Origin of the sequence: Streptomyces wuyuanensis (assembly GCF_900103455.1) — a bacterium.
GTDB classification, from domain to species: domain Bacteria; phylum Actinomycetota; class Actinomycetes; order Streptomycetales; family Streptomycetaceae; genus Streptomyces; species Streptomyces wuyuanensis.
Genome location: NZ_FNHI01000002.1, coordinates 20,645 through 46,424, shown reverse-complemented (window position 1 = coordinate 46,424; position 25,780 = coordinate 20,645). Strand labels below are relative to the sequence as shown.

The following is a 25,780-nucleotide window of genomic DNA, read 5'->3' as shown; positions in this document are numbered from 1 at the left end:
GCCGCTCGCCTTCCGCCGCGTCAGTCCCGCGTGGCCCCGTGCCACCGCCAGGACTCCAGGCGCCTGCGGCCCGGCAGTTCGCCGCGGCCCGTCGCCCAGAGGAGGGTTTCCCAGCGGTCCGTGTCCACCGGGGCACCGGGGAAGAGGCGGGCGAGTACGCGGTCGCAGAGGCCCGCCGGAGGGGACCATGTGAGGCCCAGGCCCTGAGCCACGTCATGGGTGTGGACGAGGGTCTCGACCACACCCATGGCGGCGAAGCCCTCGCCGTCGGACGTCCCGAAGGTGTGGTACGCCCGGGCATCAGCGGGGGCCGTGCGCACCATCGCCGTGAGCATGCCGCCGCAGGCGTCCAGCATCTGGAGCAGACCCCGGGGGCCGGCGGCCCGGTCGGCGAAGGTGACGTTCGCCGGTCCGCCGTCCCGGCGCGTGATCCAGTCGAAGGGGACATCGTTGTCGAGCGGAGGGGACTCGGGGCCGAGCTGGGCGGCGTAGGCGAAGAGGTCGTCGGCGAGATGCTCGACGGTCTCCCAGCAGGTCCACTCCAGGGCGCCCGCCCTGGCGTCCCAGTCGGCGCCGAGGCCCGCCCGCAGGGTGGTCAGCGCCAGCCGTACGGCATGCTGCACGTCGTCGGCGGTGACGGGGGTTCTCGTACGTTCCTCTGATGCGTCCGACACACCTGACGCGTGATCAACGGCCATGACCGGACCGTACCAATGACCGGGAACGGGAGTTCGGGTAAGTCATTTTCGGACAGCCCGTCAATCACCGTTCATTACGGGCGTCACCGTCCCGGCCGTAGCGTCATTGCACACCATATGCCCGCTGCTTCCTTATGCTCCGGCCCCATGAGATGCCGCCCCGTGGCCTTCACCGCCGCGTGCACCGCCGCCGTCTGCCTCACCGGCCTCACGGCCGCAGCGCCTCCCTCGGCTCCCGGTTCCCCTTCCGTCTCCCCCGTACGGTCCCCCGCTTCCCCCGCCCGCGAAGCGGACGCGCCGGGCGCCGGCAGGATCCACAGCGTGCCCGTACCCGGCGACGACCCGGCGCAGCGTTCGCTCCCGGCGCGCACCACCGAACCGTTCAGCCTGGTCGGCGTCACCTGGGACGACCCGGACGCGGAGCTGGTCGGCACCGCCGAAGTCCGCACCCGGGACGGCCGTACCGGTGTCTGGTCGCCCTGGCACCCGCTCGACATGGACGTACGGACGCCCGAGACCGGCCCCGGGCAGCCCTCCGCCGGCCTCCGGGCGGGCAGCCGGCCGCTGTGGACCGGACCGTCGGACGGCGTTCAGCTGCGGGCCGAGGGACAGGCGCTGCCGCGTGGGCTGCGGGTCGAACTCGTGGACCCGCAGGGCGGCGCCCCGGCGCCCCCGTCCGCCGCCCGCACCGAGGCTCCGGCAGGCGCGCCGCCGATGACCATGCGGGCCGGCTGGGGCGCGGACGAGTCCAAGGTCGGCGGGCCGCCCACGTACAACTCCACCACCAAGGCGGTCTTCGTCCACCACACCGCGGGGTCGAACACGTACCAGTGCGCCGACTCGCCCGCGATCGTCCGCGCCGTCTTCACGTACCACGTGGAGGGTCAGGGCTGGAACGACATCGGCTACCACTTCCTCGTCGACAAGTGCGGAAGGATCTTCGAGGGCCGGGCCGGCGGCGTCGACCGGCCGGTGCAGGGTGCGCACACGTACGGCTTCAACGTCGACACCAGCAGCGTGTCGGTGATCGGCGACTACAGCACCGCCACCACGACGTCCGCGGTCCGCGACGCCGTCGCGAAGCTCGCATCCTGGAAACTCGGCCTCTACGGGCTGCCCGTGAACGGGACGACGACGCTCACGGCATCGGTGGACAACGGCAAGTTCCGGCAAGGGCAGCGCGTCACCCTCCCGCGGCTGCCCGGGCACCGTGACGCGTACCCGACCGAATGCCCCGGCGGCAATCTGTACGCCGATCTGCCCGCGATCCGCCTGTCCGCCGCGGCACAGGACGACGGGTCGGGCGCCGGCGATCCGGAGACCTCCCCAGTGCCCTGGCCGCACGACCCGGGGGGCGAGGCCGCGGCCGTCGTACCCGACGACGCCGAGGAGCAGGACTCCGCCGGCGGTGACTTCGACGGGGACGGGGACCGGGATCTGGCCGTCGGCTACCGCACTCCGGAGGGTGCCGCCCCGCTCGTCGTGCTGAGCGATCCCGCGCGCGGACGCCCGACCGCCTCGCCGACCGTCCTGATGGGCGCCGGCGGCTCCGCCCTCGCCTCGGGCGACATGAACGGCGACGGGTACGACGATCTGGCCGTGTCCACCGGACGGGGGATCGTGACCTACCACGGTTCGCCCACCGGCCTGAGCACGGCCGGTGCGCCCACGCTCGCGGTGGGCGCGGACGCCGAGGCACTGACCGCCCAGGACCTGGACGGCGACGGCTACGCGGATCTCCTCGCCGGTTCCGAGGTGATCGCGAGCGGCGGGCCGCTGGGGCTGACCGTGCCGGGCGGCGGACCGGCCGCTGCAGGCGGCCAGGGCACGTGAGACGCGCGGGCCGCACCGCGACCTCCCGTGCGCCTCGGACGGGCCGCCGCACCCGTAGCCGTCCGCCCCGCCCGGGACACCGGTACCGGCCCTCGGGCCGGACTCCGCGCCGCCGGGAAGGTCAGCCCCGGGCCCTCGCCCGCCGGGAGAGGGCCGCGCGCAGCACGCGCCGGCCCTCCGTCGACAGGTCCAGGGCGCGGCGGAGCGCGGCGCCGTCCGGACAGCCGGCGAGGATCTCGAGGATCTGGATCTGCCGGCGCTCCTCGCCGGCGACGAGCGGGCCGCCGGCGCCGCCGGTCGGGTCGAGTTCCCGGTGCAGTTCCAGGGCCAGCGCGGAACAGGCCGTCGCCCATTCGCCGAGCGGTCCGACGGCCCACTCGGACGGGGCGGCGGCGATCATCTTCCGAACGGGGGCCCAGGCCTCGCTCGACGCGTCGTCGACGGGCGTCTCGTCGAGTGCCGCCCTGGCCGCGGCCAAGTGCCCGGCCCAGCCCTCCTCCCCCTCGGCGATACCGGCCCAGAGCGGCCGCAGCACGTCGGGCTCCTCGTCGAGCAGGGGCTGGCAGCGGTCGAGACACGCGAGACCGCTCGCGGCCAGGCTCCGCTCGTCCGCCTCCGCGATCAGTTGCACCAGGCCCATCGACGCCTCCCCGACTGTGCGTTCGCAGTACGTCACTTACAGCGCCGAGTGGCCGAAAATCGTCACCCCCGCGGCCGAAGATCCACCCTGTTGAGTCCGTTTCACCCCATTCCTGGCCGACGGCACCGCCCGGCCCGCGTCGGCGCGCAACCCCGGGGCGGACGGCCGTACGCGACGCGAGAACGGCCGGCGTCCGGAGCCCGGACTCAGCCGAGCCTGTCCGCCAGCGCGTTGAACTGCGCCCACGAGAGCGCCGGCTGACCCGGGGCCCACAGCTTCTGGGACACCGCCCGCAGCGGCATGCGGATGCCCGCCGCCACCTGGTCCTGGGTCTGCGCCTGGGCGCGGTCGCCCCAGATGGCGAGGCGGCCGCCGAGGATCTGGCCGGAGTAACGCTCGGGGACGGGGGTGGTCCCCCGCAGCACGAGCGGCGTCCACTGCTCGTAGATGCGACGGCCCGTCGGATACGTGAAGTCGTTGGGCTCGCCGAGCACGTAGTAGAGGTACTCGTCGTTGAGGTTGACGACCTTGCGGCCCTCCGCCAGGTACTCGGCCGGCGGCCGGGCGCCGATCTCCTTGCCCGTCCAGTACTCGACCTCGATGTCCTTGGCGGGCGAGACCGCGCCACCGCGGAAGAAGCCGTCGTTCCACGCCTTGGGCTGCTTCTGCGCGGCGCGCACCACCGCGGCCCGGTCGTTCAGCCAGCCGGTCGCGAGGTCCTGAACCGTGGCGTTCGGTCCGTACTGCCGCACGGCCGCCCGGGCCAGCTGCGGGTACGACGCCTGCGGGTCGCGCACGGTCAGCGCCTGGTACTCGTCGGCGCCGACGTGGAACCAGCGGCCCGGGAAGAGCTGTGAGTACTCGCGCAGCAGGTCGTCGACGATCCGCGCGGACTCCGGATCGGAGATGTCGATGGCGCCCTGCCGGGGCACTCCCTGGACGTTGCGCAGCTGGAGCTGGGGGTGGGCCCGCATGACCGCGCCCAGGTGCCCCGGAGAGTCGATCTCCGGCACGACGGTGATGTGCAGACTCCGCGCGAGCGCCAGGATCCTGCGCACCTCGGCCTTGCTGAGGTGCTCCCTGGACACGACCTCGGGGTGGGTGTCGGAGGCGATCCGGAAGCCCTGGTCGTCGGAGAAGTGCAGGCCGAGCACGTTGAGCTTGAGGTCGGCCATCTCGCGCAGCCGCGCCTCGATCCAGCCGGGGGTGAAGTGCTTGCGCGCGATGTCGACGTTCAGACCCCGCTGCGGCCGGTCGGGCCGGTCGCGGACGACCCCCTCGGGCATCGCGCCGCCGGATCGGACGGCCTGCTTCAGGGTGCGGGTGCCGTAGAAGACCCCGGCCTCGTCCGGACCGGTGACCCTGACGCGGCCGTCGCGCGCGGTGAGGGTGTAAGACTCGGGCGCGCCCCCGCCGGCGGAGTCGAGCGACAGCTCGATGTCGCCGGCCTTCACGGGCCCGTCGTTGCGGAAGCCGGTCTTCAGCTCCCCCGCCAGCAGCCGGCCCTCGTCGGCGAGCGCCTCGCTCCCCTTGGCGACGACGACGGCGCTGCCCGCCGCCGGACGCCAGCCAGGACCGCGGGCCGCCTCGTGGGCGCGCACGGAGGGAATGGTCATGGGCGCGGTCGACAGCGGATAGGTCTTCGTCGGGGAGGGCTTCGGGGGAGGCGTCGGTGCGGCCTCCGCCCTGGGCGTCCCCTGGGCCCGCTCGGCGCCGGCGGAGCCGCCCGCGGAGCAGGAGGCGACCGCCGACAGCGCGATGGCGGCCGCTACGGCCGGGGTGACCCGCCGCACTCGCCGGGAGTGCCACATCACGAAAAGAACCTCCTCCTCATGAAGAAGTATGACGAACAAAGCCTAATCGGGTGATTTACGCCGAGGTCGTCTACGGTGCACACCGAAACTCTCCCGTCCGGGTGAAATTCGCGCATCCTTCGGACACCTTCTGGCGCGCCTCGATAGCGTTGCAGCTCAACCACCCCACGCTTCCCAGTCGCCCCGGAGTCCACGCTGTCCAGCGAATCGCACACCGGTCTCCCGCAGCGACCGCCCACGCTCCCTCCGGCGGTGCGGATCCCCGCCCCCGCCGGGCCCGCCTCCCCGGCGTCCGTTCCCGGACCGCGTCCGGCCGCCCGGGCGCACCTGCCCGGTCTGGAGCGCTTCAACACCGCCCCGGCCGCCGCCGCGACCGCAACCCTCCTCAGTTGCTGCGGCAGCCGCCGCTGGGCCCGGCGGGTCGCCGCCCACCGCCCCTACCCCGACCTCGGCGCCCTGCTCGCCGCCGCCGACGAGGCCAGTTACGACCTGGCCGCCGCCGACCTCGACGAGGCGCTGGCCGCGGAGTCGTCGTCCGGACTGCATCCCGCCGCCCCGGCCGCGGCGCACACCGCCCTGCGGGCCGCGCACGCCGCCTACGAGGCGAGCTTCGGCCACGCCTTCGTGATCTGCCTGGACGGCTTCCGGGCCGACGAGCAGTCCGACCAGGTACTCGCCGGGATCCGCTCGCGGCTCACGAACGATCCGGACGACGAGCGGGTGGTCGCCGCCGACGAACTGCGCCGGCTCGCCCGGGCACGGCTGGACCATGTGGTGGCCGACCATCCCGGATGCCCCGATTACGGACGCCCCGATAGCCCGTCCGTGCCTGTTTGATCACACCAGCGGACCCCGGGCGAGGGATCCGACAAGTCGTCGCTACGATGGCGAGGGCCGGTGGACCGTACCCGGCCGGGCCAGACCGACAGAGCTGTCACCTTGGAAGGACGCTGGCGGCCGGCTCCAATCCCCGCTCCCGGAGGGTTTTTCCGTGCCGGCTGGAACGCTGTACCGCGGCCGGGAAGGTATGTGGTCCTGGGTGGCTCATCGAGTCACCGGCGTCCTCATCTTCTTCTTCCTGTTCGTACACGTGCTGGACACCGCTCTCGTCCGTGTCTCCCCCGAGGCCTACGACGAGGTCGTCGCGACGTACAAGACGCCGATCGTCGCGCTGCTGGAGTACGGCCTGGTGGCCGCCATCCTCTTCCACGCGCTGAACGGCCTTCGCGTCATCGCCGTGGACTTCTGGTCCAAGGGCCCCCGCTACCAGAAGCAGATGCTCTGGACCGTGATGGGCATCTGGGTCGTCCTGATGGCCGGTGCCGTCTACCCGGTGCTCGGCCACGCCGCACGTGAACTGTTCGGGAGCTGACGCCAGACATGTCCGCTGAGACCCCTTCCGCGATCGGCGCCGTCGAAGGCGCCGCCTACGGCCCCGACAACCCCGCGCCGTACATCGAGCCCCCGCGCAAGCGGACGGGCCGGACCCCGCGGTCGACCCGCGGCAACTTCGAGATGGCCGCATGGCTCTTCATGCGCCTTTCGGGTGTGGTCCTCGTCGTCCTCGTCATCGGCCACCTGCTGATCCAGCTCGTCCTGGACGGCGGTGTCTCCAAGATCGGCTTCGCGTTCGTCGCGGGCCGCTGGGCGAACCCGTTCTGGCAGGTCTGGGACCTGCTGATGCTGTGGCTGGCGATGCTGCACGGCGCCAACGGCCTGCGTACCGTCATCAACGACTACGCCGAGCGGCCGAACACGCGTCTGTGGCTCAAGGGCCTGCTGTACACCGCCACGGTGTTCACCATCCTTCTGGGCACGCTGGTGATCTTCACCTTCGACCCGAACATCCGCTAGGCACGGGGCTGAGGTTCCACACCATGAAGATTCACAAGTACGACACCGTCATCGTCGGCGCCGGCGGCGCCGGCATGCGCGCCGCCATCGAGTCGACGAAGCGCAGCCGTACCGCCGTGCTCACGAAGCTGTACCCCACCCGCTCCCACACGGGCGCCGCGCAGGGCGGCATGGCCGCCGCGCTGGCGAACGTGGAGGAGGACAACTGGGAGTGGCACACCTTCGACACGGTCAAGGGCGGTGACTACCTGGTCGACCAGGACGCCGCCGAGATCCTGGCGAAGGAGGCCATCGACGCCGTCCTCGACCTGGAGAAGATGGGCCTGCCGTTCAACCGGACGCCGCAGGGCACCATCGACCAGCGCCGCTTCGGCGGCCACTCGCGCAACCACGGCGAGGCCCCGGTCCGCCGGTCCTGCTACGCCGCGGACCGCACCGGCCACATGATCCTCCAGACGCTGTACCAGAACTGCGTCAAGGAGGGCGTGGAGTTCTTCAACGAGTTCTACGTCCTCGACCAGCTGATCACCGAGGTCGACGGCGTCAGGAAGTCGGCCGGCGTGGTCGCCTACGAGCTGGCCACCGGCGAGATCCACGTCTTCCAGGCGAAGTCCGTCATCTACGCGTCCGGCGGCACCGGCAAGTTCTTCAAGGTGACCTCGAACGCGCACACCCTCACCGGTGACGGCCAGGCGGCCTGCTACCGGCGCGGACTGCCGCTGGAGGACATGGAGTTCTTCCAGTTCCACCCGACGGGCATCTGGCGCATGGGCATCCTCCTCACCGAGGGCGCCCGCGGCGAGGGCGGCATCCTCCGCAACAAGGACGGCGAGCGCTTCATGGAGAAGTACGCGCCCGTCATGAAGGACCTCGCCTCGCGTGACGTCGTCTCCCGCTCCATCTACACGGAGATCCGCGAGGGCCGCGGCTGCGGTCCCGAGGGCGACCACGTCTACCTGGACCTGACGCACCTCCCGCCGGAGCAGCTGGACGCCAAGCTCCCGGACATCACCGAGTTCGCGCGCACGTACCTCGGCATCGAGCCCTACACGGACCCGATCCCGATCCAGCCGACCGCGCACTACGCGATGGGCGGCATCCCGACCAACGTCGAGGGTGAGGTCCTGGCGGACAACACCACCGTCGTGCCCGGTCTGTACGCCGCGGGTGAGGTCGCCTGCGTGTCGGTGCACGGCGCCAACCGCCTCGGCACCAACTCGCTCCTCGACATCAACGTCTTCGGCAAGCGCGCCGGCATCGCCGCCGCCGAGTACTCGGCGAAGGCCGACTGGGTCGAACTGCCGGAGAACCCGGCCGCCTTCGTGGAGGAGCAGGTCGAGCGCCTGCGCAACTCCACCGGTGGCGAGCGGGTCGCCGAACTGCGCCGCGAGCTGCAGGAGACGATGGACGCCAACGTGATGGTGTTCCGTACGGAGCAGACCATCAAGACGGCCGTCGAGAAGATCGCCGAGCTGCGCGCGCGCTACAAGAACGTGTCCGTCCAGGACAAGGGCAAGCGGTTCAACACGGATCTGCTGGAGGCCGTCGAGCTGGGCAACCTGCTCGACCTGGCCGAGGTCATGGCCGTCTCCGCCCTGGCCCGAAAGGAGTCCCGCGGCGGTCACTACCGCGAGGACTTCCCGAACCGCGACGACGTCAACTTCATGCGCCACACCATGGCGTACCGCGAGGTCGGCGCCGACGGGACCGAGACCGTGCGTCTCGACTACAAGCCCGTCGTCCAGACCCGCTACCAGCCGATGGAGCGTAAGTACTGATGGCTACCCCGACCATGGACAAGGTGGAGGCGGAGGCCGTCTCCTCCCCCTACATCACGGTCACCTTCCGGATCCGCCGCTTCAACCCCGAGATCTCGGACGCGGCGGTCTGGGAGGACTTCCAGATCGAGATCGACCCGAAGGAGCGCGTGCTCGACGGTCTCCACAAGATCAAGTGGGACGTCGACGGCTCGCTGACCTTCCGCCGCTCCTGCGCGCACGGCATCTGCGGCTCCGACGCGATGCGGATCAACGGCAAGAACAGGCTCGCCTGCAAGACGCTGATCAAGGACATCAACCCGGATAAGCCCATCACGATCGAGGCCATCAAGGGCCTGACGGTCCTCAAGGACCTGGTCGTGGACATGGAGCCGTTCTTCCAGGCGTACCGGGACGTCATGCCGTTCCTGGTCACCAAGGGCAACGAGCCCACGCGCGAGCGGCTGCAGTCGGCCGAGGACCGCGAGCGCTTCGACGACACCACCAAGTGCATCCTGTGCGCCGCGTGCACGTCGTCCTGCCCGGTGTTCTGGAACGACGGGCAGTACTTCGGCCCGGCGGCGATCGTCAACGCGCACCGCTTCATCTTCGACTCGCGCGACGAGGCGGGCGAGCAGCGCCTGGAGATCCTCAACGACAAGGACGGCGTGTGGCGTTGCCGCACGACGTTCAACTGCACGGACGCCTGCCCGCGTGGCATCGAGGTCACGAAGGCGATCCAGGAGGTCAAGCGCGCGCTGATCACCCGCCGCTTCTGAGCGAAGAGTCAGACGCTCCGTCAAGGGCCCGTTTCTGTACGCTCGCCGTACGGGAACGGGCCCTTGCCCTGTGCGTTCGCTTCGGGCGGGCTTGTGCCGTGCCAGCTTCTGTCATGCGAGAGCGGGGACCGATGAACCAGCCGAACCCCTACCAGGACGGCGGCGACTACCAGTGGGGCCCGGCGGAGCCCCCGGGCGCACCGGAGTACGGACACCGCTTCGCCCCAGCGCCGCTCGCACCGCTGGGCGGCCCCGGAGTCCCCCTGCTGGCGGTCGGCGACATCGTCGTCCTCCAGGACTCCATCGTGACCCCGAACGGGACGCTGCCCCTCAAGGGGGCGGTGTGGAACGTGACGGACATGTCCCGGACGGAGGAGAGGATCCCCACGACCGGCGTCGTGCTCGCGGTCGTGTTCGCGGTCTTCTGCCTCCTCGGCCTGCTCTTCCTGCTCATGAAGGAGCGGCGGACGACCGGCTACATCCAGGTCGGTGTCAGCAGCGGCGGCCGCCATCACACGACGCTGATCCCGGCGACCGGCCCGGACACCCTGTACTGGGTCATGGACCGGGTCAACTACGCCCGCTCCCTGAGCGCCTGACCCGCCCTCCGGCCCGGGTCCGTCCCGTACCGGCCGGCGTGCGGAGCGGCGGCGCCGGCTCCACGGGACCCTTGCGGGCCTTCGGGCGCCCGCCCCGGACCGGGAGGGCCGGGGCGGGACCGGTCCAGCGGCCAGGGGCCGTCAGGGGGCGGGTGACACCGGCGCTGCGCCGCCCTCCCGGAGGACTCCGCTGTCGCGCAGGAAGTCCCGGAGCAGGTCCGTCACTTCGGCCGGCCGCTCCAGTGAGGGGAGGTGCCCCGCCCAGGGGAGCTCCACGGCGCGTGCCCCCGGGATCAGCTCGGCGAACCGGGCGGCCATGGCCTTGAAGTCGTCGAGGTCGTGAGCGCCCGACACCACGAGGGCGGGGGCCGTGACCGCGCCCGGGTCGACCTGCGGATCGTCGCCTTCCACCGGCTCCAGTCCCGCCCTCTCCGCCTCGGCGTCCGCCGCGAGCTGCACGTCGAAGGCGTGCCGCTGCATGGCTCGCACGCGCTCCCGCACGGGCTCTCCGGCCTCCGGACCGAGCCAGGTGGCGACGTTCAGCTCGACGGCGGCGTCGAGGTCGCCGGCCTCCACGAGTTCGTCCTCCTTCCGGTCGAAGGCCAGCAGGCCGGGCCCCGGTTCGTGGCCGGGCAGCGCGGCACAGAGCAGGGCGAGCGCCGTCACGCGCTCGGGTCGCCGCGCGGCGATCCCGACCGCGACGCCGCCTCCGTACGAGGCCCCGACGAAGGCCGCGCGCTCGATCCCGAGCTCGTCCAGGAGGGCGAGGACGTCGTCCTCGTCGCTGTAGGGGTGCACGGCTTCGGCAGGTGTGCCGCCGAAGCCCCGGAAGTCGGGGCGTACGACGCGGTACCCGGCGCCGGTCAGCGCGTCCCGCTGTTCGTCCCACATCCGGCGGTCGCAGACCGAGGAATGCAGGAGCACCACCGCGGGGCCGTCCCCCGCCACATCGTGAGCAATCGTCATCCGGCCGACTCTACGGGCCGATTGCGGGTGGCGCCCATCGATTTCCGACCACCCCGGATTCGTCTTGAACACGTTCAAGAAGAGGACTACAGTCCTGGACAAGACCTTTTGAACGTGTTCAAGGGAGGGTGGGGAAATGGACCTCACTGTTGTCGCGTACGTCGCCTACCTGCTGATCAGCGTGGCGCTCACCATCTGGGTGGCCCGCACGCTCAGCCGGAACGGACGGATCTTCCTCTCCGACGTCCTGCACGGGAACGAGAAGCTCGCGGACGCCGTCAACCACCTGCTGGTGGTGGGCTTCTACCTCGTCAACTTCGGCTTCGTCGCGCTGTACCTCAGCCAGGACGACGCCGTGGCCGACGCCCGCCGGCTGTTCGAGGCGCTCTCGGTGAAGCTCGGAGTCGTCCTGCTCGTCCTCGGAGTGATGCACCTGGCCAACGTCTATGTGCTCAACAAGATCCGCCGCCGCGGCGTGATGGAGCGGGAGCAGACCCCGCCCGTCCCGCCGCAGGGCTGGACCGGACCGGCCGACAAGGGTCCCTGGGCCACGCCCGCGACGGGTGCGTGAACGGCCGTGGGAGTCCCCGTGAAGCGGCTGACGGTGCTGTACGACGCGCAGTGCCCGCTCTGCGTCCATCTGCGCCACTGGCTGCTGCGGCAGCGGCAGCTCGTCCCGCTGGACCTCGTCCCGGCGGCGTCCGAGGAGGCCGAGCGCCGCTTCCCGGCTCTCCACCACGAGAGCACCCTGCGGGAGATCACGGTGGTCGGCGACCGGGGCCAGGTCTACCGGTCCACCGCCGCCTGGATCGTCTGTCTCTGGGCGCTGGCCGAGCACCGGCCCAAGGCCCACTGGCTGAGCACCCCCGCAGGGCAGCCCTTCGCCAAGGTAACGGTCCTCGCCGCGGCGAAATACCGCGAGCTCACGGCCGCCTCCTGCGAAGGGCGGTGCGAGGTCCCGGTCCCGCCCGGCTAGGCTCGCTGACCGTGAACGACGTGACGGACGAGAAGCAGGACCAGGCCGGAAAGCCCGCGAAGAGCGAGCAGACCCGCACCCTCATCCTCGAGACCGCCCTCCGGCTCTTCCAGGAACGCGGCTACGACAAGACGACGATGCGGGCCATCGCCCAGGAGGCCGGGGTCTCCGTGGGAAACGCCTACTACTACTTCTCCTCCAAGGAACACCTCGTCCAGGGCTTCTACGACCGGATCGCCGAGCAGCACCAGGCGGCCGTCGCGGAGGTCCTGGACGGCGGCGAGAAGGACCTCGCGGCACGTGTCCGGGGGGTCCTGCTCGGCTGGCTGGACATCGCCGAGCCGTACCACGAGTTCGCGGCCCAGTTCTTCAAGAACGCGGCCGACCCGGACAGTCCGCTCAGTCCTTTCTCCCCCGAGTCGGAAGGCCCCCGGGAGGCGGCCATCGACGTCCACCGGCGGGTGCTGTCCGGGGCCTCCGTCAAGGTCGACCCCGAACTGGCCGACGCGCTCCCGCGGTTGCTCTGGCTCCAGCAGATGGGGCTCGTGCTGTTCTGGGTGTACGACCGCTCCGAGGGCTGTGCCAACAGCCGCCGCCTGGTGGAGCGGCTCGCACCCGTCACCGCCCGGGCGATCTCGCTCTCCCGGTTCCGCATCCTGCGCCCCCTCGTGCAGGAGACCCACGAGCTGCTGCGGGACTTCATGCCGACGGCCGCGGGCATGGCCGCCTCGGGCAGGCCCGAGCGGGCGGCGGGCCGCAAGGCCTCCGCCGCGGACGCCGGCCGGGGAGGCGACGAGCACGAAGGCCCGAACGGCGGCAGCGGCAGGGGCCGCCGCCGGGGGCGCGGGCCGACGGCGTGAACCCGCCTGCCGGGCCGGCGCCGTCCGTGCGGCCCGCCCGGCCCCGCGGGGCTCACAGCCAGGCGAGCTCCCACAGCCGCCAGATCCCGGTGCCGTCCGACAGGTACTGGGAACCGGTGACGTCCTCACTGCTGAGCACGTAGTCCTTCTTCTGCCACAGCGGTACGAGGGGGACGTCCTCCGCGACCGCGTTCTGGATCGACCGGAAGTCCCTGGACGCCCGCCCCCGGTCGCCGTACTGCCGGGTGGACTGGATCAGCCGGTCGACCAGCGTGCTCCGGTAGCCGGAGCGCAGGGTGGAGTCCCGGCCGACCAGCGGCTGGACGAAGTTGTCGGGGTCCGGGAAGTCCGGCAGCCAGCCGACGGTGTACGCGTCGTACCTTCCGGCCGCGTACCCCTTCTGGAAGGTCTGCCATTCCGCGGCGGTCACCCGCACCTCGAACAGCCCGGTGCGCTCGAGCTGCCTGCGCAGCTCGGTGGCCTCCGCGGCCGCGGCACTGTCGTCCCGGTGGGCGAGGGTGAAGCGCACCGGTGTCTCCACACCGGCCTTCTCCAGAAGTTCCGCGGCCAGCTCCGCGTCCGGCTGCGGATAGGCGTCGAAGAAGGAGGTGCTGTGCCCGCTGATGCCCTGGGGGACGAGGGAGTAGAGCGGTTCGACCGTGGCCTTGTGGACCGTGGTGGCGATGGCTGCGCGGTCGACGACGGCGGCGACCGCCCGCCGCACGGACTTCTTCGCGAAGGGTTCGCCCTTGCGGACGTTGAAGACGAGGTTGCGGATCTCGGAGCTGTCGGCCTCGTCGATGCGCACCGGCTCCTTGCTGTTCTCCAGGCCGGCGATCACCGAGGGAGGCAGCTGGCGGTGGGTGACGTCGATGCTCCGGTCCTTCCAGGCCGCCGCGAGCTGCTCGGAACCCTCGAAGTAGCGGATCACGACGGGCCCGCCGCGCTTGGTGACCGCGCCCCGGTAGCCGGGGTTGGGCCTGAGCGTGGCACTGACGCCGGGGCTGTACTTCCCGAGCAGGTAGGGGCCGGACCCGTCCACGGTGCCGCCCTGGCGGAGCGAGTCCGCCGGGTACACCGTGCGGTCGACGATCGAGCCGGCCCCCGTGGCGATCTTGTGCGGGAAGGTCGCGTCCCGGGAGCCGAGGTTGAAGATCACGCTGCGGCCCCTGGCCGTGACGGACCTGAGGGTGGTGAACAGGGTCCGCGGCCCGACGTCCGACTTGATCCTGAGCACCCGGTCGAAGGAGTACTTGACGTCCTCGGCCGTGACCTTGCGGCCGTTGCCGAACGTGAGGTCCTCGCGGAGCTCGCAGCGGTACGTCTGCAGGTTCAGCCCCGTGAAGGCGCAGCTCTCCGCGGCGTCGGGGACGGGCGTGGCCGCGCCGGGCCGGAAGGTCAGCAGCGACTGGAAGACGTTGCCGTAGAGCGCCCAGGACCCGGCGTCGTACGCCCCCGCCGGATCCAGTGAGGTGACCACATCGGTCGTCCCCACGGTGATCGGCGTCCGCGGGTCCTCCGAGGGAACCAGCCGCCAGGCGCCGACTCCGGCCACCAGCAGGACGAGACACGTCACGAAAATCCGCAGCCGGATCGAAGGCATAGCCCGAATCCCCTTCACGCCCACCCCTGTTCGTGATGCGATCAGCCAATCACACGGGGTGCACGGCCGAAGGGGAAATCCCTCAACTCCCGGTAACCGTCAGGTTTCGCGGGAGGCGAGTTCCACCACGGTGATGTCGGACGGGGCGCCGACCCGCACCGGCGGGCCCCACGCTCCGGCGCCGCGCGAGACGTAGAGCTGGGTGTCGCCGTACCGCTCCAGACCCTCGAGGGTCGGATTGGCCAGGTCCGCGATGTAGTTGGCGGGCCAGAGCTGACCGCCGTGGGTGTGGCCGGACAGCTGGAGGTCCACTCCATGGCGCACGGCCTCGTGGATGACGACGGGCTGGTGGGCGAGGAGCACCGAGGCACGGCCGCGGTCGCGGTCGCCGAGCGCCCGGACGAAGTCCGGTCCCTGGCCCTCCCGCTCGCCCGCGACGTCGTCGACCCCGGCCAGGTCGAAGCCGGCGATCTCGACGCGGTCGTTGCGCAGCGGGGTCAGACCGAGCTCGCGCACGTGGTCGACCCAGGCGTCGGCGCCGGAGAAGTACTCGTGGTTGCCGGTGACGAAGAACGAGCCGTCGCGCGCACGGAGCTGTGCGAGGGGTTCGGCCGCGCTGCCGAGGTCGGCGACGCTGCCGTCGACGAGGTCGCCGACGACGGCGACGAGGTCGGGCTGCGTGGCGTTGATCGCGTCCACGATCCGCTGTGTGTGGGCGCGGCCCAGCACGGGCCCGAGGTGGATGTCGCTGACGACCGCGATCCGGTAGCCGTGCGTGCCGCGGGCGAGCTTCGCGAGCGGCACGGTGACGCGCTTGACGCTCGGTCCGCGGAGGACGCCGTACGTCCCGTGCCCGACGGTCCCCGCGGCCGCGGCCGCGGCGGCCCCGCCGACGATCCGCGCCACGAACAGCCTGCGCGAGATGGCGCCCGTGGGGCGCCCGCCCTCGGGCGAGCCGTCGGCCACCGGAGCCTCAGCGGCACCGGGTTCCTCGGGGCCCGGCCCGTCGCCGTGGCGGGCGGTGGCGCCGGGGATCTCCTCGGCCGGCGCGGCGACCGCGGTCGCCGCGGCTCCCTGGGCGGCGGCGGGCGGAGCGGGGGCCACGGCCGTCGCGGAGCCGGCTGCGGCGGCGGTCGCGGAGCCGGGTGGTGCCGTGCCTCCGGCCGACGGTTCGTTCGCGTCGGGAGCGGTGTTCGCCGGGGCCTCGGCCGCAGGGTCCGTCGCCGTGGCGGCGGCGAGCGGTGCCCCGGGAACCGGACGGGCCGCCGCCCGGCGGTCCAGGACGCGGCGCAGGAGGGGGCGGACGGCCTCGCCCGCGACCAGGGCGAGCGTCAGGTACAGCAGCACGGCGAGCCAGAGGTAGCCCGGCCAGGCGAAGGTCTGCTGGAGCCGGAAGGGTGCGTCGGTCCGGCTGGTCACGAACGCGCCGACGGTGAGCAGCGGCAGCACGATCACGGCCGCCGTGCCCGCGCGGCGGGCCGCGCCGGGCCCGGCCGTCGTGTCGCGGACGAGGCGCCGCCAGATGTACCAGTGCACCGTCACCAGCAGGGTGACGACGACGGCGATCACAAGCAGGACGACGAGCACGGCACCGTTCCCCTATTCGCGGCCGCGGCGCAAAGCGCGTACGCCACGCAACCCGATGACCCCGACGGCCGTCCCCAGGAGCAGGGACGTGACGGCGAGCAGCAGATGGACCCAGAAGTACGCAGTCGGGTCACCGGCGTCGTCGAAGGCGAGCCCGCTGGCGTCCTGCCACAGGTTCTTGACGAAAGTGACCCAGATGACCCAGCTCCACACCCCGAACGCGAGCAGGAACCAGGAGACGGGGCGACTGAGCTTCATGGACTCAGTATCGCCGCAGTCCACTGCCCCGGAGCGGCGGGGTCCGGTGACACCGGACTCGGGGTCCGCGCCCGCGGAATCCGGAGCCGCGGAGTCCGCAACTGGCGGAGCTGGGCTGTACCGGCGGAGCTCGCGGCGGGTCACCCGGCCGGTGTCGGAGCGGTCGCGGACTCCATGTACGTTCTCGTCCGTGTCTGCTTTGACGAAAACCGCATTGACGTTCGCCGCCGCCGCGTTGCTGCCCGCGCTCACCGCCGTGCCCGCGGCCGCCGCGGCCAAGGCCGACACTCGGGACGAGAAGGCTCCCAAGCCCCCGTCGGTGATGTCCACCGTCGGCGGCGCGCAGCTCGGCAGGCCCGGCACCCAGGTCAAGCTCGCGGCGGGCGCCCCCGTCCTGCCCAAGGACGTGACGGGCAGGTCCTGGATCGTCGCGGACGCCGAGAGCGGCGAGGTGCTGGCCGCGCACAACGCGCACTGGCGCCTGCCTCCCGCCTCCACGCTGAAGATGCTCTTCGCCGACACGGTGCTGCCCAAGCTGTCCAAGGACCAGAAGCACACGGTCACCCGCAGCGAGCTGGACGGCGTCGGCGTGGGCAGCAGCCTCGTCGGCATCAAGGAGAGCCAGACCTACTCCGTCCACGACCTGTGGCTCGGGGTGTTCCTCCGCTCGGGGAACGACGCGGTCCACGTGCTGTCCGAGATGAACGGCGGCATCCCCCGGACCGTGCAGGAGATGCAGGAGCACGCGGAGGAGCTCCAGGCCCTCGACACCCGTGTCGTCACCCCGGACGGGTACGACGAGAAGGGCCAGGTGTCGAGCGCGTACGACCTGACCCTGATCGCCCGGAGCGGTCTGCAGAAGAAGGACTTCCGGGAGTACTGCGCCACTCCCCGCGCCCAGTTCCCGGGCGAGCAGAAGCCGGGCAAGAAGCGCGAGTCGTTCCAGATCCAGAACACCAACCGGCTGCTCACCGGCGAGTCCGGCGTCGCCCCCTACCAGGGCATCGCGGGGGTGAAGAACGGCAACACCACGCACGCCGGCTCCACCTTCACCGGGGTGGCCGAGCGCAACGGCAAGGTGCTCCTGGTCACGGTCATGAACCCGTCGTCGAAGGAGGTCCACGCGGTCTACAAGGAGACCGCCCGGCTGCTCGACTGGGGCTTCGCCGCGGCCGGCAAGGTGGAGCCGGTCGGGGAGCTGGTGCCGCCGAGGTCGGCGGACACGGGCTCGTCGGACGGTTCCGACGCCTCCTCGCCGGCCGGCGAGGAGGGCAAGAAGAACCGGCACGGCCCGGACAAGGCGTCCGCCGCGGGTACCGGCCAGACCACCGGCGCCGGCGTCGCGGTCTCGGTTGCCATCGTCGCGCTGGTGCTGCTCGCGGTCGCCGGGTTCCTGGTCAACCGGCGCTGGCCGCTGCCCGATCTGGTCCGTCGTCTGCCGCGCCGCTGACGGGTTCCCCGGCGTCGGAGCCGCTGTCCGTGGCCGTCCAGGCGGCGCAGTACAGCAGCAGCTTCGCGGTGAAGTTGATCCACAGCAGCAGGGCGACGGGCACGCCGAACGCGCCGTACATCGAGTTCGCCGCCACCCCGGAGATGTAGCCGCTGAGCAGCAGCTTCAGCAGTTCGAAGCCGATCGCCCCGATCAGCGCCGCCACGAACAGCCGGCGGCGCGGGGGATGGACGCCGGGCAGCAGCGTCAGGACGTACAGCAGCATCAGGAAGTCGGCGACGACCGCGATGGCGAGGGCGGCGGTCCGCAGCAGCACACCGCCCGCCCCGCCCCGGTCGATACCGATCTGGTCGGCGGTCCAGCCTACGGCGCTGGACCCGAGCGCCGACGCGGCGAACGAGGCCAGCACGACGGCTCCGAGGCCGAGCAGGACCACGGCGTCCTTGCCCTTGCGGACGACCGGGTTGCCGTCCTCCTTGTCGTCGAGGCCCCAGACGACCCTCAGGCACTCCCGCATCGAGCCGACCCAGCCGATGCCGGCGAGCAGCAGCAGCGCACCGGCGATCAGTCCGACGGTGCCGGCGTTGTCCACCAGCGCGCCGAGATCGACCTGGTCGGAGATGCCCGGCACCTGCTCGGTCAGCTTGCCCTCCAGCGACTTCAGCCGCTCCTTGCTGACCAGCGCGGCACCGATCGCGGCGGCGACGGTGATCAGCGGGAACAGCGCGAGGAAGCTGATGAAGGTGATCGCCGCTGCCAGCCTGGTCCAGCGCGCCTCGTCGAGCTTCTCGTACGAGCGCCATGCGTGCGTCCGCATCAGCCGTCGTACGAGCGGTCCGATGACGGGAAGCCGGGTCAGCCAGTCCATGGCCTACGCCTTCCCCCGGTCGGCGCAGTTGATCCGAAGACGAGCGTTCGCGTGCCCCAGAAGCGCAGACAGGTCGCGAGGACCATGCCTACGCCCAGTCCTGACACGGTGTCGGCACGGGCCGAGGTGAAGCCGAGGACGTGGTGGGAGACGGCGAGGCAGAGCAGCTGGACGAGGGCGCCGGCCGCGTTGACCCCGAAGAAGGCGCAGCAGTCCCGCCAGGAGACCCGCCGGGCGCGCCCGCGGCCGCCGTAGGTGCCCAGCGCGTTCCCCAGGTAGGCCACGCCGGAGCCGGCGAGGAAGGACAGGGCCTTCGCGGTCAGCGGCTCCCAGCCGAGGGCGCCGCGCAGGACCGCGAAGAGCGCGAGGTCGACGGCGTAGGCGCAGCATCCGACCAGCAGGAACGAGACGAGTTCCCGCCCGTCCGGCCCGCAGGCCCGGGCCCGCCGACGGAGGAGGGGCCGGTGCAGCGGCTCGGTCACAGGTCCGCGACCGCCATTCCGTAGATCGCCAGCCAGGCCAGTCCGATGACGGCGAGCGGCCGGTCGCGCAGGACCACGTCCTCGGGGGCGCCCGCGGCACCCCGGTCGGCGAACACCGCGTACCGCAGGACGGCCAGGATGAACGCGATCATCGAGAGCTGGCGCCACGGCAGCAGCGCGCCGTCGGCGGTGCCGCCGCCCTCCAGGGCCCAGAGGCAGTAGCCGAGGACCGCGACACCGGCCGCGAGTTGCCACACGAAGCGAAGGTAGCCGGTCGTGTACGAGGTGAGCAGGGCGCGGGTCGCACCGTCCGAGCCCTCCATCTCGACGGCTTCCGAGTAGCGCTTGGCGGCCACCATGAAGAGCGCTCCGAAGCCGGTGGTGATCAGGAACCAGCGGGAGAGCGGAATGGACAGCGCGACCCCGCCGATCATGGCGCGCATCAGGAACCCGGTGGTGACGACGGCCAGATCGACCACGAGGACGTGCTTGAGCCGGACGCAGTAGGCCACCTGCATCACCACGTACGCCGTCAGCAGCGCGGCCGTCATGGCGTTGCAGAGGACGGCCGCCGCGGCGGTCGAGGCGACGGCGAGCAGCACCCCCGCGGTGTAGGCGACGGGTACCGGCACGTCCCCGCGGGCCACCGGCCGCCGGCACTTCACGGGATGCGCGCGGTCGGCCTCCGCGTCCCGTGCGTCGTTGATCAGGTAGACGGCAGCGGCGGCAGCCGTGAACAGCACGAAGACGACGCCGAGTTGCAGGGCGGTCTGCCGGGACACCAGCTCCCCGGCCGCGGCGGGAGCCGCTCCGACCAGCACGTTCTTGATCCACTGGCGTGGTCTGGCCGTCCTGACGAGACCGATCGGCAGGCGCAGCGGACGCCGGCGCGCGCGGACGCCCCCGCCCGGCGGCGGCGACGGCCGTTCGGGCTCTCCCGGCTGCTCCAGCAGCGCGGTGCTGCGCTCAGACACGGCGTCCTCCGCCGTCCCGGTGCCCGCCGCCCCCGGCCCGCAGCCAGGCGGCTCCGCCGCGTGCCAGCAGCCCGCCGAGCAGCGCCCCGGCGGCCACGTCGGTGGGGTAGTGGACCCCGGCGACCAGGCGGGAGACGCACATGGCCGCGGCGAGCGGCGGGACCACCACGCGGCCCGCCGGGCGCAGCACCCCGAAGGCCACGGCGGCGGCGGCGGCCGAGGTGGCGTGCGAACTGGGGAAGGAGTGGCGCCCCGCGGTGCGTACGAGCGGCTCGCCCGTGGGCAGCAGGGGCCGGGGGCGGCGCACCACGCGTTTGACGCCCATGCTGGCCAGGTGGGCGGCGGCGATCAGCGCGGTGCCGCGCAGCCAGCCCTCACGCCGCTCCCGGTCGGCCACCGCGCAGACCAGGCCCGCCCCGAGCCAGAGCGCGCCGTGCTCGCCTCCGTGCGAGAGCGCACGGGCCGCCGCGGCCACCCGGGGCTCGTCGCCGCAGCCGCGCAGCACTGCCAGCATCCGCCGCTCGGCGGCGGTCCAGCCCGCTCGTCCGTGCCTGTACCCGTGCCCGTGCCGGGGGTCCGGCGGACGGCCCCGGTACGGCGGGTCGTGCGGGTCACCCGGGCCGTGCGTGGCCCGCCGGTCCTGCGGGTCCCGCCGGGGTGCCCCTTCGGCGTCTCGCATCTGCCGCCCCTTTCGATGAACCAGGAGCGACTCTTCTCAACGCGAGGCCGAAATTTGCGGTCATATTTTGTGACACTCGTTTAATCACCCGTTTCGGCGAGTCAGGGATATTGAGCGCAAATCACCTATAGCTGGCGATACCGTCGCGCGCATGTCTGCCGAGTGCGCCCCCGTCGCCCCCGCCGAGCACACCGCCCCGCCCCCGCCCGCGACCCGTTCCGACCCGGACGAGGACCTGCCGGTGCCGGTGACCGGCTGGGGGCGCACCGCGCCCTCCGTGGCGCTGCTGGTCCGTCCCCGTACGCACGAGGAGGCCGTGGCGGCCGTGCACCGGTGCGGCAGCCGCGGCACCATCGCCCGCGGGCTGGGCCGGGCCTACGGTGACGCGGCGCAGAACGCCGGCGGGGCCGTACTCGACATGACCGGGCTGGACCGCGTCCGCACCATCGACGCCGAGGGCGGCGTCGTCGTGTGCGACGCGGGCGTCAGCCTCCACCGGCTGATGGAGGTGCTGCTGCCCCTCGGCTGGTTCGTGCCGGTCACGCCCGGCACCCGCTACGTCACGGTCGGCGGGGCCATCGGCGCCGACATCCACGGCAAGAACCACCATGTGTCGGGCTCGTTCTCCCGCCATGTGCTCTCGCTGGAACTGCTGACCGCCGACGGCGAGGTGCGCACGGTGGTCCCCGGCACCGAGCTCTTCGACGCGACGGCCGGGGGCATGGGCCTGACCGGCGTGGTCCTCTCCGCCACGATTCGGCTGCACCCCGTCGAGACCTCGCTGATGTCGGTGGACACCGAACGCGCCACCGACCTCGACGACCTGATGTCCCGTCTGACCGCCGCACAAGACCGACGCCGGTATTCGGTCGCGTGGATCGACCTGCTCGCGCGCGGCGCGGCGACGGGTCGCGCGGTGCTCACCCGCGGGGAGCACGCGCCGCTCGACGCGCTCCCGGTGCGCGCACGGCGCCGGCCACTGGACTTCCGACCCCGGCAGCTCTTCTCCCCGCCCGGCTTCGTGCCCGAAGGGCTGCTCGGCCGCGCCTCCGTGTCCCTCTTCAACGAGGTCTGGTACCGCCGCGCTCCGCGCGCACGCCGCGGGCAGCTGCAGAGCATCCCGGCCTTCTTCCATCCGCTCGACGGAGTTCCGCACTGGAACCGCGTCTACGGCCGCAGCGGCTTCGTCCAGTACCAGTTCGTGGTCGGCCACGGACAGGAGGAGGCGCTGCGCGAGGTCGTACGGCGCGTCTCCCGGCAGCGATGCCCCTCGTTCCTCGCCGTGCTGAAGAGGTTCGGCGAGGGCGACCCGGGCTGGCTGTCGTTCCCGATGCCCGGCTGGACGCTCGCCCTGGACGTACCGGCCGGGCTGCCCGGCCTCGGCACGTTCCTGGACGGGCTCGACCAGGTGGTGGCCGACGCGGGCGGGCGGGTCTATCTGGCCAAGGACTCCCGGCTGCGGCCGGAGTTGCTGACCGTGATGTACCCGGGCCTCGACCGCTTCCGGGCGCTGCGCGCACGGCTCGACCCGCGCGGGGTGTTCGTGTCCGACCTGTCCCGCCGGCTCTCCCTGTGACCTCGGCCGGCCCAGCACCAATGTGACGAAGGAGCACGCACCATGAAGGACGCTTTCGGCACTCCCCAGACCCTGCTCGTCCTCGGCGGTACGTCGGAGATCGGCCTGGCCACGGCGCGCCGGCTGGTGGCCCGCCGTACCCGTACGGTCTGGCTCGCCGGCCGCCCCTCCCCCGCGCTGGACTCCGCCGCCGACGGACTGCGCGAACTCGGCGCGGACGTACGCACCGTGCCCTTCGACGCCCTGGACCCCAGCGGTCACGAGGAGGTCCTCGGCAAGGTCTTCGCCGAGGGCGACATCGACATGGTGCTGCTCGCCTTCGGTGTCCTGGGCGATCAGGCGCACGACGAGGCCAGGCCGCTCGCGGCGGTCCGCGTCGCCCAGACCAACTACACCGGGGCGGTGTCCTCCGGGCTGATCTGCGCGGGCGCACTGCAGGCGCAGGGGCACGGCTCGCTCGTCGTGCTGTCGTCGGTGGCGGGCGAGCGGGCCCGGCGGGCCAACTTCATCTACGGCTCCAGCAAGGCGGGGCTCGACACCTTCGCCCAGGGGCTCGGCGACGCCCTGCACGGCACGGGGGTGCACGTGATGGTCGTCAGGCCGGGGTTCGTGCGGTCGAAGATGACGGCGGGGCTGGTGGAGGCGCCTCTGGCCACAACGCCCGACCAGGTGGCACAGGCCATCGAGAAAGGGCTGCGGCGGCGCTCCGAGACCGTGTGGGTTCCGGGCGTGCTGCGGGTGGTGATGTCGGCTCTGCGGCACGTCCCACGGCCGTTGTTCCGCCGGCTTCCGGTCTGAGCCGTCAGCGGCACCGCGGGCCTCGGAGGGACGTCGCCCCGGCCGGGACCGCCCCTTCCCGGGCGCCTTGATCCGGGCCGTCCCGCCCGCGGGATCCGCGGTGCGGGGCGGCTCCGGCGTCAGTGGTGCGTGGCGGCCGGTTCGTCGACCGGGGCGCTCTGCGGCGGGACGCCCGGCACGGGACCGCCGCCGAACGCGTACTCGCGCAGCTTGCGCCACACCCCGTCCGCGCCCTGCTCGTAGAGGGCGAAGGAGGTGCAGTTCCACGCGGCCTCGTAGCCGGCCAGCTCCTCGTACGCCCGGTCCATCGCCTCCTCGGCGATGCCGTGTGCGACGGTCACGTGCGGGTGGTAGGGCCACTGCAGCTCACGCACGAGCGGCCCCGAGTCGTCCCGCACCCGCTGCTGGAGCTCGGTGCAGGCCGCGGCGCCCTCCACCACCTTGACGAACACCACGGGCGACAGCGGGCGGAACGTGCCGGTGCCGGACAGCCGCATGGGGAACGCCCGGCCCGCGGCCGCGACCCTCGTCAGATGCTCCTCCACCTCGGGCAGGACCGACTCGTCGGCCTCGGTGGGCGGGAGCAGGGTCACATGCGTGGGGATGCCGTGCGCTGCGGGATCCCCGAAGCCCGCGCGCCGCTCCTGGAGCAGGCTGCCGTAGGGCTCCGGGACCGCGATCGAAACGCCGAGCGTTACGGTCCCCACGTCGTCCTCCTCATCCGGATTCTCGGTGGTCTGCGCAGGCGCCAGTGTGACGCCTGCGGCCGTGGTCCCGCCAGGGCCCTTTGCCCCGGTGCCCTGCGGAACCCGCGGCCTCAGTGCTTGGCGGGCAGGAATCCCACCCGGTCGTACGTCTGCGCGAGTGTCTCCGCGGCGACCGCGCGGGCCTTCTCCGCTCCCTTGGCCAGCAGGGAGTCCAGCGTCTCCGGGTCGTCCAGGAACTCCTGGGTGCGGGCCCGGAAAGGGGTGACGAAGTCGACCATGACCTCGGCGAGGTCGGTCTTGAGCGCGCCGTAGCCCTTGCCCTCGTACCCCTGCTCCAGTTCCGCGACGCCCGTGCCGGTGAGGGTGGACAGGATTGTGAGCAGATTGCTGACGCCGGGCTTCCCGGCCGGGTCGAAGCGGATGACCGTGTCGGTGTCCGTGACGGCGCTCTTGACCTTCTTCGCGGTCGCCTTCGGCTCGTCGAGGAGATTGATCAGGCCCTTGGGGGTGGACGCCGACTTGCTCATCTTGATCTGCGGGTCCTGCAGGTCGTAGATCTTCGCCGTCTCCTTCAGGATGTACGGCGCCGGGAGCGTGAACGTCCGGCCGAAACGTCCGTTGAAGCGCTCGGCGAGATCACGGGTGAGCTCGATGTGCTGCCGCTGGTCCTCGCCGACCGGCACCTGGTCCGCCTGGTACAGCAGGATGTCGGCGACCTGGAGGATCGGGTACGTGAAGAGGCCGACGGTGGCCCGCTCGGCGCCCTGCTTGGCGGACTTGTCCTTGAACTGCGTCATGCGCGAGGCCTCGCCGAAGCCGGTGAGGCAGTTCATGACCCAGCCGAGCTGGGCATGCTCGGGCACATGGCTCTGGACGAACAGCGTGCAGCGCTCCGGGTCGAGGCCCGCGGCGAGCAGCTGGGCCGCTGCCAGGCGGGTGTTGGCGCGCAGCTCGGCCGGGTCCTGCGGGACCGTGATCGCGTGCAGGTCGACCACCATGTAGAAGGCGTCGTGGGTCTCCTGGAGGGCGACCCACTGGCGCACCGCGCCGAGATAGTTGCCGAGGTGGAACGAGCCGGCGGTGGGCTGGATTCCCGAGAGCACACGAGGACGTTCAGAGGCCATGCTCAGCATTCTCTCAGGTGGCGCCGACAGGTCGGGAACCGATCGCCGACGCGCGGTGTATCAGCGGTGTGGGCATGCGGGAGGGGACCCTGGAGGGGGACCGCACTCTGACCGTCGTCGACGAGGCAGCGGTGATCGCGCGCGTGCGTTCCGGGGAGCCCGAGGCGTATGCGGAGCCGGTGCGCGCGTACACACCGGTGGCACTGCGTGCGGCGGTGGCCTGCGGTGCCGGGTCGGACGCGGAGGACGTGGTGCAGTCCGCCTTCTTCAAGGCGTACCGGTCTCTGGGCCGGTTCCGGGAAGGCTCGCCCTTCCGGCCGTGGCTGCTGCGGATCGTCGTCGATGAGACGAGGAACACAGTGCGGTCGGCGGTGCGGATGCGTGAGCTCGCCGGGCGGGAGGCGAGCCTGCCGGGCGGTGCGGAGATGCTGATACCGGATGCGGCCGACCCCGTGGTCGCGGCGGTGGCGGGCGAGCGGCGCGGGCCGCTGCTCGCCGCTCTGGACGAGCTGGGCGAGGAGCATCGGCAGGTCGTGATCCACCGCTATCTGCTGGAGCTGGAGGGACGAGTCGCCGCACTTCTGGCGCTGCCGGAGCCATCGCCCTGGGTGCGGGTCTGTTCCTCGCCCCGGGCGCGGTCGCGGGCGGCCCGGCGAGCGTGCTGAGGGTGTCCCCGGAGTGCGGTGAGGCGACGGGGCTGTACGGCTCGTCGGCGGAATACCGTCGGCCGTCCTCGCTGCTCGACGACGGGGCCGTCGCCGCCGGCGCAGGACCGCCCGCCGCGCCTGGACCGGGTGACGGGAGTGATCCGGATCAACATGGTCTGGATGTTGCGCGACAACACGCCCTGGCGGCTGGACCGCGTCTACCCCTCGGAGGACGGGCGCACGGTGGGGAT

Annotated in this window: 27 protein-coding genes; 14 read left to right on the top strand and 13 right to left on the bottom strand. The window is 72.1% G+C overall.

The annotated features are described in order from the left end of the window. Positions 1-20: 20 nt before the first annotated feature. On the bottom strand, positions 21-623 hold the full coding sequence (locus BLT82_RS03315; protein WP_208867713.1) for a maleylpyruvate isomerase N-terminal domain-containing protein: 603 nt from the start codon (positions 621-623) through the stop codon (positions 21-23). 222 nt (positions 624-845) lie between these two features. Here BLT82_RS03315 and BLT82_RS03310 point away from each other — a divergent pair, with 222 nt between their 5' ends. Further along, entirely contained in the window at positions 846-2,531 is a 1,686-nt protein-coding gene (locus BLT82_RS03310; RefSeq protein WP_244291812.1) for an FG-GAP-like repeat-containing protein, read from the top strand. A gap of 121 nt (positions 2,532-2,652) precedes the next feature. On the opposite strand, the gene BLT82_RS03305 is transcribed toward BLT82_RS03310, so the two are convergent. Continuing rightward, positions 2,653-3,171, bottom strand: coding sequence for a hypothetical protein (locus tag BLT82_RS03305; RefSeq protein ID WP_093652284.1), 519 nt, complete (start codon positions 3,169-3,171; stop codon positions 2,653-2,655). Positions 3,172-3,377: 206 nt separating this feature from the next. Further along, positions 3,378-4,982, bottom strand: a complete 1,605-nt coding sequence (locus tag BLT82_RS03300; protein WP_208867711.1) for a beta-N-acetylhexosaminidase — start codon at positions 4,980-4,982, stop codon at positions 3,378-3,380. 255 nt (positions 4,983-5,237) lie between these two features. On the opposite strand from BLT82_RS03300, the gene BLT82_RS03295 reads away from it, so the two are divergent. The 6 genes from BLT82_RS03295 to BLT82_RS03270 all read left to right on the top strand — a co-directional run bounded on the left by BLT82_RS03295 (position 5,238) and on the right by BLT82_RS03270 (position 9,974). Beyond that, positions 5,238-5,822: a 2-oxo-4-hydroxy-4-carboxy-5-ureidoimidazoline decarboxylase gene (locus BLT82_RS03295; protein ID WP_093652282.1), complete on the top strand. Its 585-nt coding sequence runs from the start codon at positions 5,238-5,240 to the stop codon at positions 5,820-5,822. A 154-nt stretch (positions 5,823-5,976) separates the two neighbouring features. Next, positions 5,977-6,357 carry a succinate dehydrogenase, cytochrome b556 subunit gene (gene sdhC, locus BLT82_RS03290; protein ID WP_026165064.1) on the top strand — a complete coding sequence of 127 codons (381 nt, stop codon included), beginning with the start codon at positions 5,977-5,979 and terminating at the stop codon, positions 6,355-6,357. A gap of 8 nt (positions 6,358-6,365) precedes the next feature. After that, the gene (locus BLT82_RS03285) at positions 6,366-6,839 is read left to right on the top strand and encodes a succinate dehydrogenase hydrophobic membrane anchor subunit (RefSeq protein ID WP_093652281.1); all 474 of its coding nucleotides are present in this window, start codon (positions 6,366-6,368) and stop codon (positions 6,837-6,839) included. Between the two features lie 23 nt (positions 6,840-6,862). Then, positions 6,863-8,617, top strand: a complete 1,755-nt coding sequence (gene sdhA, locus BLT82_RS03280; protein ID WP_093652280.1) for a succinate dehydrogenase flavoprotein subunit — start codon at positions 6,863-6,865, stop codon at positions 8,615-8,617. Then, on the top strand, positions 8,617-9,375 hold the full coding sequence (locus BLT82_RS03275) for a succinate dehydrogenase iron-sulfur subunit (RefSeq protein WP_093652279.1): 759 nt from the start codon (positions 8,617-8,619) through the stop codon (positions 9,373-9,375). The genes sdhA and BLT82_RS03275 overlap by 1 nt, the downstream gene beginning before the upstream one ends. Positions 9,376-9,506: 131 nt before the next feature. Beyond that, positions 9,507-9,974, top strand: a complete 468-nt coding sequence (locus BLT82_RS03270) for a hypothetical protein (protein ID WP_093652278.1) — start codon at positions 9,507-9,509, stop codon at positions 9,972-9,974. A gap of 141 nt (positions 9,975-10,115) precedes the next feature. Here the strand turns inward: BLT82_RS03270 and BLT82_RS03265 are convergent, their stop codons facing one another. After that, a complete protein-coding gene (locus tag BLT82_RS03265; RefSeq protein ID WP_093652277.1) occupies positions 10,116-10,940 on the bottom strand; it encodes an alpha/beta fold hydrolase in 825 nt (274 codons plus the stop codon). A 136-nt stretch (positions 10,941-11,076) separates the two neighbouring features. Here BLT82_RS03265 and BLT82_RS03260 point away from each other — a divergent pair, with 136 nt between their 5' ends. From BLT82_RS03260 to BLT82_RS03250, 3 genes are read left to right on the top strand one after another with little or no spacing between them, the layout of a single operon-like run. Continuing rightward, entirely contained in the window at positions 11,077-11,511 is a 435-nt protein-coding gene (locus BLT82_RS03260) for a hypothetical protein (protein WP_093652276.1), read from the top strand. An 18-nt stretch (positions 11,512-11,529) separates the two neighbouring features. Further along, on the top strand, positions 11,530-11,916 hold the full coding sequence (locus BLT82_RS03255; protein WP_093652275.1) for a thiol-disulfide oxidoreductase DCC family protein: 387 nt from the start codon (positions 11,530-11,532) through the stop codon (positions 11,914-11,916). An 11-nt stretch (positions 11,917-11,927) separates the two neighbouring features. Further along, positions 11,928-12,776, top strand: a complete 849-nt coding sequence (locus tag BLT82_RS03250) for a TetR family transcriptional regulator (protein WP_093652274.1) — start codon at positions 11,928-11,930, stop codon at positions 12,774-12,776. A gap of 52 nt (positions 12,777-12,828) precedes the next feature. Here BLT82_RS03250 and BLT82_RS03245 read toward each other — a convergent pair whose 3' ends face one another. The 3 genes from BLT82_RS03245 to BLT82_RS37715 all read right to left on the bottom strand — a co-directional run bounded on the left by BLT82_RS03245 (position 12,829) and on the right by BLT82_RS37715 (position 16,224). After that, the gene (locus BLT82_RS03245) at positions 12,829-14,379 is read right to left on the bottom strand and encodes an ABC transporter substrate-binding protein (RefSeq protein WP_093652273.1); all 1,551 of its coding nucleotides are present in this window, start codon (positions 14,377-14,379) and stop codon (positions 12,829-12,831) included. 99 nt (positions 14,380-14,478) lie between these two features. Beyond that, positions 14,479-15,966 carry a metallophosphoesterase gene (locus BLT82_RS03240; protein WP_093652272.1) on the bottom strand — a complete coding sequence of 496 codons (1,488 nt, stop codon included), beginning with the start codon at positions 15,964-15,966 and terminating at the stop codon, positions 14,479-14,481. Positions 15,967-15,978: 12 nt separating this feature from the next. Continuing rightward, the gene (locus tag BLT82_RS37715; RefSeq protein ID WP_093652271.1) at positions 15,979-16,224 is read right to left on the bottom strand and encodes an SCO4848 family membrane protein; all 246 of its coding nucleotides are present in this window, start codon (positions 16,222-16,224) and stop codon (positions 15,979-15,981) included. A gap of 190 nt (positions 16,225-16,414) precedes the next feature. On the opposite strand from BLT82_RS37715, the gene BLT82_RS03230 reads away from it, so the two are divergent. After that, positions 16,415-17,674, top strand: coding sequence for a D-alanyl-D-alanine carboxypeptidase family protein (locus BLT82_RS03230; protein ID WP_342029392.1), 1,260 nt, complete (start codon positions 16,415-16,417; stop codon positions 17,672-17,674). Here the strand turns inward: BLT82_RS03230 and BLT82_RS03225 are convergent. From BLT82_RS03225 to BLT82_RS03210, 4 genes are read right to left on the bottom strand one after another with little or no spacing between them, the layout of a single operon-like run. Continuing rightward, the gene (locus BLT82_RS03225) at positions 17,622-18,542 is read right to left on the bottom strand and encodes a YihY/virulence factor BrkB family protein (protein WP_093652270.1); all 921 of its coding nucleotides are present in this window, start codon (positions 18,540-18,542) and stop codon (positions 17,622-17,624) included. The genes BLT82_RS03230 and BLT82_RS03225 overlap by 53 nt on opposite strands. Beyond that, on the bottom strand, positions 18,530-19,012 hold the full coding sequence (locus tag BLT82_RS03220) for a GtrA family protein (protein WP_093652660.1): 483 nt from the start codon (positions 19,010-19,012) through the stop codon (positions 18,530-18,532). The genes BLT82_RS03225 and BLT82_RS03220 overlap by 13 nt, the downstream gene beginning before the upstream one ends. Positions 19,013-19,020: 8 nt before the next feature. Beyond that, positions 19,021-19,998, bottom strand: coding sequence for a decaprenyl-phosphate phosphoribosyltransferase (locus BLT82_RS03215; RefSeq protein ID WP_093652269.1), 978 nt, complete (start codon positions 19,996-19,998; stop codon positions 19,021-19,023). Continuing rightward, positions 19,991-20,512 (bottom strand): phosphatase PAP2 family protein, encoded by a 522-nt coding sequence (locus tag BLT82_RS03210; protein ID WP_244291840.1) that lies wholly within the window; start codon positions 20,510-20,512, stop codon positions 19,991-19,993. Before BLT82_RS03210 ends, BLT82_RS03215 begins: the two co-directional genes overlap by 8 nt. Positions 20,513-20,828: 316 nt before the next feature. On the opposite strand from BLT82_RS03210, the gene BLT82_RS03205 reads away from it, so the two are divergent. Further along, positions 20,829-22,253 (top strand): decaprenylphosphoryl-beta-D-ribose oxidase, encoded by a 1,425-nt coding sequence (locus tag BLT82_RS03205; protein ID WP_244291809.1) that lies wholly within the window; start codon positions 20,829-20,831, stop codon positions 22,251-22,253. A 42-nt stretch (positions 22,254-22,295) separates the two neighbouring features. Further along, entirely contained in the window at positions 22,296-23,051 is a 756-nt protein-coding gene (locus BLT82_RS03200) for a decaprenylphospho-beta-D-erythro-pentofuranosid-2-ulose 2-reductase (RefSeq protein ID WP_093652267.1), read from the top strand. A 119-nt stretch (positions 23,052-23,170) separates the two neighbouring features. Here the strand turns inward: BLT82_RS03200 and BLT82_RS03195 are convergent, their stop codons facing one another. Together BLT82_RS03195 and trpS are read right to left on the bottom strand one after the other, a co-directional pair. After that, positions 23,171-23,758 carry a 2'-5' RNA ligase family protein gene (locus BLT82_RS03195; protein WP_093652266.1) on the bottom strand — a complete coding sequence of 196 codons (588 nt, stop codon included), beginning with the start codon at positions 23,756-23,758 and terminating at the stop codon, positions 23,171-23,173. Positions 23,759-23,868: 110 nt separating this feature from the next. Then, the gene (gene trpS, locus BLT82_RS03190) at positions 23,869-24,882 is read right to left on the bottom strand and encodes a tryptophan--tRNA ligase (RefSeq protein WP_093652656.1); all 1,014 of its coding nucleotides are present in this window, start codon (positions 24,880-24,882) and stop codon (positions 23,869-23,871) included. A 74-nt stretch (positions 24,883-24,956) separates the two neighbouring features. Between trpS and BLT82_RS03185 the strand changes: the two genes are divergently transcribed. Then, positions 24,957-25,547, top strand: a complete 591-nt coding sequence (locus tag BLT82_RS03185) for an RNA polymerase sigma factor (protein ID WP_093652657.1) — start codon at positions 24,957-24,959, stop codon at positions 25,545-25,547. Positions 25,548-25,780: the final 233 nt, after the last annotated feature.

Excerpts from the sequence above, each read along its gene's own strand:
- BLT82_RS03310 (WP_244291812.1), top strand. The coding sequence starts at position 846 with ATGAGATGCCGCCCCGTGGCCTTCACCGCCGCGTGCACCGCCGCCGTC.
- BLT82_RS03305 (WP_093652284.1), bottom strand. The coding sequence starts at position 3,171 with ATGGGCCTGGTGCAACTGATCGCGGAGGCGGACGAGCGGAGCCTGGCC.
- BLT82_RS03300 (WP_208867711.1), bottom strand. The coding sequence starts at position 4,982 with ATGTGGCACTCCCGGCGAGTGCGGCGGGTCACCCCGGCCGTAGCGGCC.
- BLT82_RS03285 (WP_093652281.1), top strand. The coding sequence starts at position 6,366 with ATGTCCGCTGAGACCCCTTCCGCGATCGGCGCCGTCGAAGGCGCCGCC.
- sdhA (WP_093652280.1), top strand. The coding sequence starts at position 6,863 with ATGAAGATTCACAAGTACGACACCGTCATCGTCGGCGCCGGCGGCGCC.
- BLT82_RS03275 (WP_093652279.1), top strand. The coding sequence starts at position 8,617 with ATGGCTACCCCGACCATGGACAAGGTGGAGGCGGAGGCCGTCTCCTCC.
- BLT82_RS03270 (WP_093652278.1), top strand. The coding sequence starts at position 9,507 with ATGAACCAGCCGAACCCCTACCAGGACGGCGGCGACTACCAGTGGGGC.
- BLT82_RS03265 (WP_093652277.1), bottom strand. The coding sequence starts at position 10,940 with ATGACGATTGCTCACGATGTGGCGGGGGACGGCCCCGCGGTGGTGCTC.
- BLT82_RS03260 (WP_093652276.1), top strand. The coding sequence starts at position 11,077 with ATGGACCTCACTGTTGTCGCGTACGTCGCCTACCTGCTGATCAGCGTG.
- BLT82_RS03245 (WP_093652273.1), bottom strand. The coding sequence starts at position 14,379 with ATGCCTTCGATCCGGCTGCGGATTTTCGTGACGTGTCTCGTCCTGCTG.
- BLT82_RS37715 (WP_093652271.1), bottom strand. The coding sequence starts at position 16,224 with ATGAAGCTCAGTCGCCCCGTCTCCTGGTTCCTGCTCGCGTTCGGGGTG.
- BLT82_RS03225 (WP_093652270.1), bottom strand. The coding sequence starts at position 18,542 with ATGGACTGGCTGACCCGGCTTCCCGTCATCGGACCGCTCGTACGACGG.
- BLT82_RS03210 (WP_244291840.1), bottom strand. The coding sequence starts at position 20,512 with ATGCTGGCAGTGCTGCGCGGCTGCGGCGACGAGCCCCGGGTGGCCGCG.
- BLT82_RS03205 (WP_244291809.1), top strand. The coding sequence starts at position 20,829 with ATGTCTGCCGAGTGCGCCCCCGTCGCCCCCGCCGAGCACACCGCCCCG.
- BLT82_RS03200 (WP_093652267.1), top strand. The coding sequence starts at position 22,296 with ATGAAGGACGCTTTCGGCACTCCCCAGACCCTGCTCGTCCTCGGCGGT.
- trpS (WP_093652656.1), bottom strand. The coding sequence starts at position 24,882 with ATGGCCTCTGAACGTCCTCGTGTGCTCTCGGGAATCCAGCCCACCGCC.
- BLT82_RS03185 (WP_093652657.1), top strand. The coding sequence starts at position 24,957 with ATGCGGGAGGGGACCCTGGAGGGGGACCGCACTCTGACCGTCGTCGAC.